Source organism: Rhizobium sp. SEMIA 4085 (assembly GCF_013004495.1).
Lineage (GTDB): Bacteria > Pseudomonadota > Alphaproteobacteria > Rhizobiales > Rhizobiaceae > Rhizobium > Rhizobium gallicum.
The window spans coordinates 1-12,980 of the sequence record NZ_JABEPH010000154.1 but is presented as its reverse complement, the minus strand read 5'-3'; the positions used below and the strand labels follow the sequence as shown (position 1 = coordinate 12,980).

At 59.3% G+C, this 12,980-nt stretch carries 7 protein-coding genes and 1 pseudogene; 4 read left to right on the top strand and 4 right to left on the bottom strand.

The annotated features are described in order from the left end of the window. From C9413_RS16660 to C9413_RS16650, 3 genes are all read right to left on the bottom strand, one after another. The coding region (locus C9413_RS16660) for a type I polyketide synthase (RefSeq protein WP_170250652.1) at positions 1–4,160 on the bottom strand (4,160 nt) is incomplete at its 3' end. Beyond that, the gene (locus C9413_RS16655; RefSeq protein ID WP_348648783.1) at positions 4,157–6,076 is read right to left on the bottom strand and encodes a non-ribosomal peptide synthetase; all 1,920 of its coding nucleotides are present in this window, start codon (positions 6,074–6,076) and stop codon (positions 4,157–4,159) included. The genes C9413_RS16660 and C9413_RS16655, both read right to left, overlap by 4 nt. Before the next feature lie 266 nt (positions 6,077–6,342). Continuing rightward, positions 6,343–7,125, bottom strand: a complete 783-nt coding sequence (locus C9413_RS16650) for a glycoside hydrolase family 16 protein (RefSeq protein WP_318300001.1) — start codon at positions 7,123–7,125, stop codon at positions 6,343–6,345. Positions 7,126–7,343: 218 nt separating this feature from the next. Between C9413_RS16650 and C9413_RS16645 the strand changes: the two genes are divergently transcribed. The 4 genes from C9413_RS16645 to C9413_RS16630 all read left to right on the top strand — a co-directional run bounded on the left by C9413_RS16645 (position 7,344) and on the right by C9413_RS16630 (position 12,137). Continuing rightward, positions 7,344–8,777, top strand: coding sequence for a hypothetical protein (locus C9413_RS16645; protein ID WP_039845620.1), 1,434 nt, complete (start codon positions 7,344–7,346; stop codon positions 8,775–8,777). Continuing rightward, positions 8,774–10,042 carry a polysaccharide pyruvyl transferase family protein gene (locus tag C9413_RS16640; RefSeq protein ID WP_039845619.1) on the top strand — a complete coding sequence of 423 codons (1,269 nt, stop codon included), beginning with the start codon at positions 8,774–8,776 and terminating at the stop codon, positions 10,040–10,042. The genes C9413_RS16645 and C9413_RS16640 overlap by 4 nt, the downstream gene beginning before the upstream one ends. A gap of 237 nt (positions 10,043–10,279) precedes the next feature. Beyond that, a complete protein-coding gene (locus tag C9413_RS16635) occupies positions 10,280–10,987 on the top strand; it encodes a Crp/Fnr family transcriptional regulator (RefSeq protein ID WP_082046547.1) in 708 nt (235 codons plus the stop codon). 382 nt (positions 10,988–11,369) lie between these two features. Further along, positions 11,370–12,137 carry a response regulator transcription factor gene (locus tag C9413_RS16630; RefSeq protein WP_039845618.1) on the top strand — a complete coding sequence of 256 codons (768 nt, stop codon included), beginning with the start codon at positions 11,370–11,372 and terminating at the stop codon, positions 12,135–12,137. A gap of 685 nt (positions 12,138–12,822) precedes the next feature. Here C9413_RS16630 and C9413_RS33365 read toward each other — a convergent pair. Further along, positions 12,823–12,980: pseudogene (locus C9413_RS33365) on the bottom strand (nodulation protein NodT); the annotation flags it as partial.

Below are 12,980 nucleotides of genomic sequence, written 5' to 3'. Positions count from 1 at the left end.
GTTGAAAACAGGGTTGCGCCAGAGTGCGCTCCAGCTTTTTTCAGCGCCTTGTAGACATCGCCCTCGATGTAGCCCGTGCAGGTACCACTGGCGAAGTTGCGATGTTCGGGCCGCGTCCGGTCCAGCGGCAGTTCCGGCAGTTCCGGAATCTCCTTGAACTGGTCGAGCCAGAACTGCTCGTCCTTCTCGGATTTTTCGGGTGTGGGCGCAAGCTCCGTCGCATACGTGGCAAAGGAGAGCGCCGGCTCGAATTGCGGTGTCTCGCCGTTGCGGAAAGCCGCATAGGCCATCGCTAGCTCGTCGAGAAGCACGCTGATCGACCAGCCGTCGCAGATGATGTGGTGTCCGCTGAAGACGAAGACATGCTTGTCGACTGCCAGACGCGCGATGAAGGCGCGGACAAGCGGGCCGTCGACGAGGTCGAAAGGCGTCCTTGCATCCTCGTCGAGCATTTCCCGAAGCTGCGCTTCGCCGTCGGGCTGGCCGGCGAGATCCACCAGCGGCGCCTTCAGCGCGAAATCGTCGGCGAAGCGGAAGGAATCGCCAGCGCGACTGAAGCGGATTCGAAGCGCATCATGGCGATCCGTCACAAGGCTCAGTGCCTTTGAAAAGGCAGCTTCGTCGAACTCGCCGTCCAGCGTCAGCGAAATGGACAGGTTAAAGGAGCAGGACGCTTCATCGCCGGTCTGGGCTGCCAGCCAGATCTCCGTCTGAGCTTCCGTGAGCGGGACGGAACCCAGCCTTTGTGCGAGCGTAACTGGCGCACCTGCCGTTCCGGGCGGGACAGCAGCAGCTGGAGCCGGAGCAATTGCCAGTACCGCCTGCGCCAGGCTTACGGCTGCAGCGCCTTCTGCCACCGCCGCCGGTGGAGAGGTTGCCGAGGATTGCAGCAACTGGAGCTGCTGGGCGAAGAGTGATTGGAGCAGTTGAATCTGCGATTGAATGAGGGCCTGCACTTCGCCCATCGATGCAGACGGCGAAGGGGTAGGCGCAAGAGGCATCTCCGGAGCGGCAGAAACCGCCGCTGGTGCAAGAAGATGCGCCGCAGGCGGCGGAGATGCTGCCGGCGCCTTCTCCGGCATTTTCTCATCGAGATGTTTCGCCAGGTTGGCGATCGACGGAATGGTGCTCAGAAGATCGCGGAACGAAATCTTGACCCGGTAGTCCTTCTCGATCCTCTGCGCGAATTGCCCGATGAAGAGGGAATCGAAGCCCAGCTCGATAAATGTCGCGGCGACGTCGGCCGGCCTCAATGCATTGCCCGACATCTCGGCGAGAGTGGCCAGCAATTCGCACTCAAGCGCAGGGATACGGTCGGCGGAAGAGGAGGCGATCGCTGGAGCGACGCTGACAGTTGCCGGCATTTGGATCGCAGCCGAAGGTTCGGCCACGATTTGCAGCTCGGAGCGGGACAGCGCGTAAGAGCCTGCATTGCGGCGCACCGATGGAGGCGCATCGATCCAGTGACGCTGGCGCTGGAACGGGTAGACCGGCAGATCAAGGTGTGCCGTTGCGCCGTTGGGCAGTTCCGGCCATTCGAGCACGCAGCCAGCCATCCACAATCTGCCTTGGGCGCCGGCGAAGACATCGGCAGCTTCCGGCGCGCGATCATGTTCGGGCAGAGACTGGATCACGGTATTCAGATTGTCCCGTGCAACGGTCTGCGAAGCAAATACGGAGAGCGTCCGCCCTGGACCAACCTCCAGGAGTATTGGTTTCCTCCCGTCGCAAAGCTTTGCAAGGCCATCGGCGAAATGAACGGCGTCGCGGCAGTGCCTTGCCCAGTAATGCGGCGAAGTGCCCTGTTGCGCCGTCTGCCAGTCTCCGGTCACGCAAGAGATATAGGGAACCGTTGCGGTTCCGTAGGTTACCTTGGCTGTCTCCTCGTAAAGCGCGGCTGCCGCCTCGTCCATCATCGGCGAATGGAAGGCATGCGACGTGTGCAGGCGGCTGAAGGCAATGCCGCCAACTTCGAATGCTGAACAAACCTCGTCGATCTCCGCGAACGGGCCGGAGATAACCGACAGCTTCGGAGCATTGACGGCGGCGATCTCGACATCGCCTTTCAGGTAAGCGGAGACGGTTTGCGCGTCGGCCCGAACCGAAACCATCGCGCCTTGCGGCTGGCTTTGCATGAGACGCCCGCGGCTTGCGACAAGCCGGAGTCCATCTTCGAAAGAAATTGCGTTGGCAAGCGTTGCTGCTACGAATTCGCCGACGCTATGGCCGATCATCGCGTAGGGCCTGAGGCCTCGGCTCATCCACAGCCGTGCCAGCGCATATTCGACGAGATAGAGGCAGGGTTGAGCGATGCGCGTGTTGCGCTGTTCGTCAGCCATTGACTCCGGCACCGGTCCGCAATGGCAGATGAAAATCCGAAGATCAAGGCCGAGCATAGGCTTCAGCAGTTCGGCGCCCCTGTCGATCCAGCGTGCGAATTCCGGTTCGCTGTCATAGAGTCCAGCACCCATGCCGACATATTGCGCGCCTTGTCCCGGAAACATGAACGCAACCGGAGGGGCGTCCGATGCGACGGAATCCGCAGTTCGTTCTGCGCCGAGCTTTTCCCGCGCCTCTTCGACGGTCCGGGCCGATATCGCAAAGCGATGGCTGAACTCGCATCTGCCGTTCTGCAGCGTTGCGGCGACGTCTGCGAGCGAAATCTCCGGGTGCTCGGTCAGGTGAGCGCTGAGATTGGCGCGCATAGCCGACAAGGCTGCCTGATTGCGTGCCGACAGCGGCAGGATGTACGGCTTGATGACGTCCGAGCATGCCTCGCGCTCTTCGCCAATCGCTTCTTCGAGAATGACGTGGACATTCGTGCCGCCGACGCCGAAGGCGCTGACGCCTGCGCGGCGCGGATGTCCCTGTGCCGGCCAGTCCGTCATTTCGGTGGGAATATAAAAGGGGCTCTCCTCGATATTGAGCCGAGGATTGGGGCGGCTGTAGTTGGGCATCGGCGGAATCTTGCCGCGATGAAGCATCAGCGCTGTCTTGATGAGACCGGATACGCCCGCAGCACAATCCATATGCCCGACATTGCCCTTCACTGAACCGAGCGCACAGCTCTCCCGCGCGTCCGCAATGTCGAGATAGGCCTCCTTCAGGCCGCCGAACTCGATGGGATCGCCCAGGGGCGTCGCGGTCCCGTGGCATTCGACGTATCCGATCGATGCGGCTGGCACTCCTGCATTTGCCAGTGCGGCGGAGATCGCCTCGGCCTGTCCCCGGACGCTCGGTGCGGTGAAACCGACTTTGTCGGAGCCATCATTGTTGATGCCGTAGCCGCGGATGACTGCGAAGATGCGATCGCGGTCCCTTCGCGCGTCTTCCAGCCTCTTCAGGAGTACGACGCCTGCGCCGCTTGCAAAGACAGTTCCATCCGCGTTCGCATCGAACGGCCGGCAGGTGCCGTCAGCCGAAGCCATGCCGCCTTCCTGGTAGAGATATCCCCGTTTTTGCGGCAGCGTGATGGACACGCCGCCAGCAAGCGCCATGTCGCAAGCATAGGTCTGTAGGTTCTGGCAAGCCTGCGACACGGCAAGTAGCGAGGTCGAACAGGCCGATTGCAGCGTGAAGGCGGGGCCGCGCAGATCGAACTTGTAGGCAATACGAGTCGCGAGCGCGTCGTTGAGCGCTCCTACGAGCTGCTGAAAACAGCCGATCTGATAATTGGAGGCGAATTCCTCCGCCTTGGCACGATCGCCAAGGACGTTGTTGATCAGATAGGTCGGCATGGACGAGCCGGCAAATACGCCGATCATGCCCGCAAAGCGATGCGGATCGTAGCCGCCGTTTTCGAGCGCTTCCCAGCAGATTTCCAGGAAGACGCGATGCTGCGGATCGGTGAGTGCTGCCTCGCGTGCGAACATGCCGAAGAATTCGGCGTCGAACATGTCCACGTCCGGAAGATGCGGGCGGGCAGCGACATAATTTGCGGCGGCGCGTTCTTCGTCGGTGAAGCAATCTTCGATTTCGTCCGGCGCGAATATCGAAAAGGCATTCCGGCCGTCACGGACGAGCTCCCAAAGCGCTTCTACGGAGGGTGCGCCCGGGAAGCGCCCGGACATGCCGATGATCGCGATGCCGCCCGGACCCTGATCGTCCTCGATATCAATTCGATCGAGATCGGCGTGGGCGGTTTCGTGAGTTGCCGTCATGAAGCGCTCCTTCGGAACTGGGACATGGTTTTCCTCTGAAGTGCCGCCCGCTGGGCAGCGGCGATGGATCGCGCGGTGTTCTGGGATTTGCCCTCGATATGGCGGGCAAGCTCGCGGATGGTCGGATGCTTGAACAGTGCGACGACATCCACGGAGCGCCCGAGCCTTGTTTCCAGTCCCGCATGCACCTGCAGAAGCTGGAGAGAGGTGCCGCCGAGATCGAAGAAGTTCCTGTCGAGATCGATCCTTTCGGCACCCAGCGCCTCGCTCCAGAGCTGCGTCAGTAGCGTTTCCGCTTGCGTGCTTGCCACGGCTTCCGCATCGGGCCGGGCGGCCTCGACCGGCGGCGGGAGGAGGCTCGCGCGGTCGACCTTGCCGGCCGGGGTGAGCGGGAATGCCTCGACCATGACGGTCGCACTCGGAATCATGTAGACCGGAAGTGTGGCGCGCAGCCTCGACATGACCTCTTGTGCGAAAGCCGGATCGCCAAGCGCAGTTTCCGCGCGCGGGCGCAGATAGGCGACGATACGTTTCAGGGCGGGACCCTGGAGGTGGCAGAGAACGATGGCGTCGGAGAGTGCCGGGTCGTTCCTCAGTGCGGTCTCGATCTCGTCAAGCTCGATGCGCTTGCCGTTGATCTTGACCTGCCGGTCGCGGCGTCCCTTGAAGCTCACCGTGCCGTCGGGCTGGAGAAGGGCGATATCGCCGGTCAGATAGCAGCGTTTCGGGCCGGCCTGCGTGGCGACAAAGACGAATTTCTCCGCGGTGCGCTCCGGACAACGGAAATAGTCGATCGCCAAGCCGTCGCCCGATATCGCAAGCTGCCCCTCGCGGCCGGGCGGAAGTTCCCGCAATTCCTCGTCCAAAATGCAGATCCCGGTATGGGCGATCGCCTTTCCAATCGGCAGATCGGCCTCCGCAAAGCCTGGCGGTACGGTGAAGACCGCTGCAAACACCGTAGTTTCGGTCGGGCCGTAGGCGTTGCTCAGCCGGCAGCCGGGATAGCGCTGGATGAATCGCCGGGCATGCACTGGAGAGCCCACGTCGCCGCCGAAAAGCACATGGCGCAGCCTCGGCAGATCGCCCCCTGCATAGTCCGCGAAGAGATTGAACAGCCCCGTGGTGAGAAAGGTCATGCTGACACCGGTGTCACGCATGACGCCTGTAAGGCGCGCCAGGGAGAAATCGGCATCGGGCATGACGGCGACCGTGCATCCGTTCAGCAGCGCCCCCCAGATTTCGAAGGTCGTCGCGTCAAAGGCGATTGTAGCGGCGTGAAGGATGACGTCGTCACGTCTGAAATCGATATAGTTCTGATCGAGGACGACCCGCGCGATGCTTCGGTGGGCAATCGTAACGCCCTTCGGCCGGCCCGTGGAACCGGACGTGTACATGATGTAAGCCGGGTCACTGCCAGTGACCTCGACGGCCGGCCGTTTGGCGACGGCGCTGTGGGCGAGCCTTCCAATCACAACTTCTGCATCGATGATTGTGCCGCGCAGGTCGGGGACGGAGCTAGCCCTTCCAGCGGATGCCGCATCGACGAAGACAACCTTGGGGGCGCACTCGGCGGCGACATAGGCGAGATGCTCTTCGGGATAGGCCGGATCGAGCGGTACATAGACGCCGCCGGCCTTCAGGATCGAAAGCATGCAAATGACGGTATTGAGCGCGCGCGGAAGCAGCATGCCCACGACATCGCCCTTCCGGATTCCAAGCTCCGCGAGGTGTCCCGCCAGGGCGTCGGACAATCTGTCGAGCTCATCGTAGGTGAGACGCTCGTCGCCGAAGACAATCGCCGTCGCCTGCGGAGCGATGCGAGCCTGCTGACGTACGATGTCCTGGAGAGAGCGGTCCCGGTCATAAGACACAACAACATCGGCTTCGTTCGTTTCAAGAAACGCCGGATCAGTCACTGATTTGCCCCCAATCATTGCCCTGCAGGAGATCATCCAATCGAAAGAATGAGGAGACAGGATTTCATGATCGAGGAAAATCGCCAGTTGATCATTGGGATGACTGCAAGTGCACGAAAGTCTTAGAGGGCCGGTTTTCCCATACCCTGTTCCATGTGGCAGGCGTCAGCGTACCTCCGATAACGCCTTGTGAAACATGCGTTTTTTAAGAGTGCGAACGGAGAATTGGTCGATGCGGGGGGTGAGCCTGCGGTCAATGCGGAGCGTCACCTGACACTGTAAGCCCGGACGTAATCCACGAACATATGCGACGGATCGGGAACGTCCATTTCGCCAGCGTCCTTCGCCAGTCCCAGATTGACAAGGATATACATCGGCTGGCGGTGCTCCGGCTGGGTTTTGGTTTTCCAGACCAGCTTCTCGTCGAAATACATCCGGATGAATTCGGAATCTATTTTCACGCCATACGTATGAAAGTCGGTGGGCCTTGCGTCGCGGAACACCTCGATGCGCGAGAAATCCGAATAATGCCCCCCACCGCGGTGCCAGACATGGACGGTCGAAGAATATCCTTCCGGTTTGTCTCCGTAGAATTCAAGAACATCGATCTCGGCGGTCGATTTCGACCTGTCCTTGCCAATCAGCCAGAAAGCCGGCCACACGCCAGGCCCTAAGGGCAGCTGGGCGCGCGTCTCGAAATATCCGTAGCACTGTGAAAACCCATTTCCCTTGGGGTCAACGGAGGCAAGCAGCCCGGAACGCCAATCGCCCTGGGCGTTGCGGGCCGCCTCGATGCGCAGAACGCCGTCGGTGACGACAAACGGAAAACCGAGTTCGGGATTGGCAAAACGGGCGCCGCCGAAATCGCCGGACCACGGCGTATGAGCGATCCAGCGGGTTCCAGGCCCCCAGGCCGACACGCTGAGATCGTCGAAGTTGTCTTCGAAAGTGACCTTCATCTCCTCGGTATCGATTTGATCGCCGGTGTCACCGGGCACGCAGTCTTCGGCATGTGCCAGGCCGGCGCACAGAAGCGCGGCAGCGATCACGATGCCCAGCCGGCGGCCAGACGATCGCGGCCAGCCTGTACGACGAAGACAGGTTTTGGGCGTAAACGTTCTCATCTCGCGGACCGTACCGACGCGCACTTTGGCGGAAAAGGGCCCAATTCGACCGAAGGACTACCGCAAAGGACTTAAGGCGGACGTAAATACAAGCCGCTTCGGCGCATGATAGCTTTCCTGTTGAGGAAAACTGGGTGCGGTGGATGCGGGTCGAATTCATTGGACTGATGACCATTCTGCTGGGGGCAATTCTGGTGTTCGCCCCGGTCAGGCATTCTTTCACATGGATGATGCTGTCGACTGCATTCGGCGCGGCGGCTGCCATTGCGCTGCCCGGAATGGGCGGAGCGTCAATCCTGGTGCCAAACCTCTTTCTGCTGTTTTTCGTTCTACGCGTCTTTATGGCATTCGGCGAGGGACAGATCTTCGCTGCAGTCTCTCCCTCGCGCGCTGGATTCATCCTGTTGGTGTTGACGGTCTTCGGACTGATTACAGCATTGTTCTTTCCGCGGTTGTTTCAGGGAATGACGGAAACCATGATCGTCGAACGCTCGGTCGGCCTGCGAAACATAATCTCGCTCGTGCCGCTGCGTGCCTCGTCGAGCAATATAACGCAGACGGTCTATGCCGTGGGCGGCCTGGTGGCGTTCGCCAGTACCTTTGCGTTCTTCAGGCGCGCAGGCGCGCATGAGGATCTCATCAAGGCCGTGTTGGTCACCGCGACGGTGACATTGAGCTTCGCACTGGCCGATATCGTAACCTATTTCACGCGAACCGAATATCTGCTCGGCTTCGTCAGGACGGCAAACTACGCGCTGCTGACCGCCGCCGAAAAAGGCGGGCTGAAGAGGATTTCAGGGACTTTTCCGGAAGCATCGGCATTTGCTGGCTATACGCTGGTGCTGTTTGCCATCATCGCCAGCCTCTGGCTCGAAGGCGTCCGTGGCCGGGCAATCGGCCCTTTGACGTGGCTTTTGTTCATCGCATTGCTCTTTTCGACATCGGCTACGGGGCTTATCGGTCTTGCGATTATTGTTCCGATTCTTTTCTTGCGGTCCCTTTTTTGGTCGCCCGCCGACCGATCTCGCCAGCCGGCGCTCTTTATTGCCGGCTCGGTCGCGGCGGCCCCGCTCATCGTGTTTCTTGTCCTGGCGACGCTGCCGGGGTTTTCGGCAGGCGTTGCCGGCTTTTTCGACGAGATGCTGTTTTCCAAAGTCGACAGCCAGTCGGGACAAGAGCGTGCGGAATGGAACGCCGTTGCCTACAAGACGTTCCTCGACACGTTCGGTTTCGGTGCAGGACTGGGCAGTGCACGGGCCTCCAGCTTCGTGCTGGTGCTGCTGTCCAATATCGGAGTGCTCGGCGCGTTATTGTTCGCGCTGTTCATATGGTCCGTACTGTCGTTGAAGCCGGCTGTTGGATCGTCGCAGCCGAATGAATGCGGTGCGGCAATACGCGCCGCGAAAATGGGTATTCTGGCGGTTCTGGTCACGGCTTCCACATCCGGAACCGTCTACGATCTCGGGTTGATGATCTACATTCTCGCCGGCGCCACGACCGCCCTGACTGCGCCTGATCCGCGCCGCGCGAGGGCCTCTGCCTCCAATACCATGAGCTTACACGAGAGGCGGACATGAGCAGGATGCCCTTCAAGATCGTCGTCTTCAACGTCAAATACAGCGAGAACCTTGGCGACGGCATATTGGCTTTTTGCATCGAGCACGGCCTTTCGCAAACGGGCGGCGGTATCGAGGTGGAGACTGTCGATCTTGCCGGCCGTCGCGGGTTCGGCGGGGCAAGCAGCAGCCGGCGCCGGCATCTGCTCAAGCTGCTTCAAAGGTTGCCAAAGCCTGCGCGGCGGCTGGCTGTCGGGTTCGTCGTCCGGCGAGCGCTCCGCAGGCAGCGTGGGGAATGGGAACGCAAGATTGCCGCGGCGGATGCAGTCGTCATCGGGGGCGGCAATCTTTTCCAGGACGACGACCTGAATTTCCCGTTAAAGATCGGAGCAGTTCTGGATTGCGTTCGGCGCTTCGACCGCCCGCTTGCGATTTATGCCGTCGGCGTAAGCTCCGATTGGTCGGAGCCAGCCAGGCGACTGTTCGCCCGCATCGGCGGCGTGCGGCTGCTGCACGTCTCAGTGCGCGACAGGTTTGCTTACGAGAGCTGGCGCCGTCATTTTCCGGCCGGTCCAGTTCCGGACATCATCCCTGATCCCGGGCTCCTGATCGCCCAGATAGCCGATACGACGCGCGGACCGAGCGCGGGAAAGACGGTCGCCATCTGCATCACGGAACCGGTCGTACTTACGCGCCATGCCAGCCAGACAGGCCCGATACCGCTTGGGGATGCGGCTGGGTACCGCAAGCTCGTAAACGCGTTGATCGAGGACGGATTCAGCGTCATGCTGTTTTGCAACGGCGCCACGGAAGATCACATTTTCGCGAGGACGATCGTGAACGACGGCTCGATGGTCCGTCATCTTACCTCGGGCGTACTCCATCTTGCCGATCGGCCTGCGGATGTTGCGGAGTTGCTGCGGCTGCTGAATGCCGCGGATGCCATCGTTTCCCATCGCCTCCACGCCTGCATTGCCGCCTATTCCCTGCGTATTGCGCATGTCGGACTTGGGTGGGATAAAAAGGTCGAGGGCTTCTTCCGCTCCGTCGGGCGCGAAGCCTATTTTGTGGACGAAGAGCATGTGCTGGTGAGCGAAATTCCCGCCCTTGTAAAAGCCGCGCTCGCCCAAGGTATTGATCAGGAAAGATATAAGCTGACGATGGACTGTGCGGAAACGGGAATGCGGCGCTTGCGATTTGCGCTGCGGCCAGGCCTTATCAGCGAATATCCGATGTCGGAAGACGTGCGAGGCATTGCGGCTGCCCCTTGTTCAATCCCATATTGAAATACCAGATGTTCCCCAGGCTTGCCAATCGCCGCGCAGCGTTGTTTCCCGTCGCCTGCAAAAGATTCAATGTATGCGCGTAAAGTCCTGCGGCAGGCTGCAACACCGCACTCCCAAGCAACTTAAGCAATATGGAGTAAGCGACACGGCAAAAGACGCATGATATTGTGTATTTTCCAACCTTAAGATTATACTTTTGTTCAATCAAAGCGGATGTTCGCTTACGGGGTTTGGGGAATGGTAACACTGACCACCGCGGAATATGAGCTTTCGGCAAGTCGTCATCTCAAGCGTCGCGAATTTGCGGGGGGAGCGTACCGCGGTTACCAAGCTGGCGAAACGATCTTCGAGGTCGGAAATCGGCGGGCCCGCATCTTCTATCTGGTCAGCGGCTGGATAATATCCTGGAAGCTGCTTCCAAACGGCACACGCATGGTGTCCGATTTTTCGCTTCCCGGCGATATCGTCTGGACTGCTTCGGCGGAATTGTCGCGCGAGACGATGCAGGCGCTTTCCAACATCCGCATTTACGAACTGCCGGCGCTCGGCGATCGAAAGCCCGAGAACGCTTCGAACGACCTGCACCGCGCGCTGCTCCTGGAGATGGTGCGCCGTCAAGCCCGGCTGACCGAAAGGATGGCGAATATCGGGCGCCGCGATGCTCTTGCCCGGACCGCGCATCTTCTTCTGGAGCTGGCCGTTCGGCTGGGTGTCTTCCAGCACGAGTCGGCGGATGGTTTTGAATGTCCGCTGACACAGGCCGAAATCGGTGATGCCGTCGGTCTTTCGACCGTCCATATCAATCGCGTCCTGAAAGATATGCGGCTCAGCGGCCTGCTTGTATTCAAAAGTGGCGTCGTCGAATTCCTCGACAGGAAGAAACTCGAGGAACTGGTCGATTTCGACCCCAGCTACCTGGCGCCCCCGGCGGAGCGCCGGCTTTAAATTCCTGAAATACTTCGAGGTGTTTTGGGGGCTATTCGAAAGAAGAGCCGGCAGGCCTCTCTGTGGATAATTCTATAAAATATGAGGATTATTCACATATTCGTAGCTCTTTGTGGCTAAAGTGATTAGTGGCAATGTTACTGTGCCGTAAGAAATAAGTTTTAGATGTGATCTTTTATGAGTAGTGGTTAACATATGTTAATGCCGACATTTATAATTAATGCAAGTTTAATGTTGGGCGTTTGGATTTCATACGACTGTAAAAGTACTTTAGATCGAGCCCCAAAGTTTGATCTAATCGTATGATTTGCAAGTAAAGCGTATGTATTTCAAATTGGTCTCTAGTTTTGGCTGCCAATTTTGTTGAGAGTAGGAGTCGGCTATGAACGGGCAACAAATAACCAACGAAAATACTGGTATCGCAAGGACAACCCGCCTCATTTCCTTGAAGGCGAGGGATCCGGTACGGGGTCTGTCGTCGGCGAATTTCGTCGCGACGGAAGAGCATGCGGAGTATCTGCTGCTGATCGATTCGCGGGCGCTTGACCGGGAGTGCCTGTCACGCAGCCTTCGCGAGTATCAACCGGCCTTGAACATCATTTCCGCCAATTCGCTGGAGGACTGGCAGAACCAGCATATCCAGCACGATCCGGCCGTCATCCTTTTGATGATCGGCGCAAAGAAGATCACGGATGCCGATGTGGGCCAAGCAATCGCGAAATTGACCGAGAAGTTCAAATCCAGCCCTGTCGTCGTTGGGGCGGAAAGCGACGAACTTTCGCAAATCCTCAAAGCGCTGGAATACGGCGCCCGAGGCTACATACCCACCACTGTCAGTATTGGCGTTGCTGCAGAAGCGATCGGCCTGGCCCAGGCCGGGGGAATTTTCATTCCCGCAAGCAGCATTCTTGCTGCGAGGCACGTAATCAGTGCTGTCAGCAACGGCATGAACTGCACCGATGAACTCTTCACGCCGCGTGAAGCGGTCGTGGCAGAAGCCTTGCTGCGCGGCAAGGCCAACAAGATCATCGCGTATGAAATGAAGCTTTGCGAAAGTACGGTAAAGGTTCACATCCGCAACATCATGAAAAAGCTGAATGCCACCAACCGCACGGAGGTCGCCTACAAGATCAGGGATTTCATGCATTGATCATGTGTGGTTGCTGCTGAACTCCCCGAATTTGCTGTGAAGGCTTCGCATGCTTTCGCGGGCAAGGCCGTCTCGAGTGCCACGTAGGTAAGGGGTGGAATGCGCGGTTCGCCCCGAAGGCGCCGAGTTTTGATGCTTGATGGCTGAGAAGGAAGAGGATCTGGGCGGCGCCCCTACAAGCGGGGACGCTGTTATTCTGTATAAGACTGAAGACTGCTCGATATTCTTGGGGCCGAGAAAGCCGGGCTCGCTTCAGCAATGAAGCGAGCCCTTCCGCAAGGAGCTTTTCGCGGTCATTAGCCCGCGAGTATTAGCTGCCGCATTTGGAATTGGTTCTACTCGGTACTGCCCCCGATCCCGACGCAAGGATGCCATACTACAGCGCGAAATCAACTAATCCCTTTGGGTGATAGCCGGGCGGGCCGGCTTCTGTCTTCTTACGGTACAGGAAGCGCGTTTGCGCGATCGTCATAGAGCGTATCGGGCGTAGGGCCGGCTCATCCTTTTGTAGAAATGTTCAACACCGGGAATTCGTGGTCTGATGCTTAAGAGCGGTATCATCCTTGCGAGACCGTCTCGCTACTCCTCCGATGAAGGAGAAGGACTCGTCAATAGGCAGGACGGGTCCTTTTTCCTTGGCCGCGCACGGTCGCGCCACATTTCTTTTCATCGTGCTTCGGCTTTATCAGCTCTTTGTGGGGCCTTTTGCCACTGTTGCGGAGACAGAGTTGACCTTGCCGCCCGGGGCATAGCCGCCGCCGATGGCGACGTTGAGGGAGACGTAGTCCCTGGCCATCTGCTGCACGGCGGCTGCCAGGCTCGCCTGGGCCAGCGACACCTGGC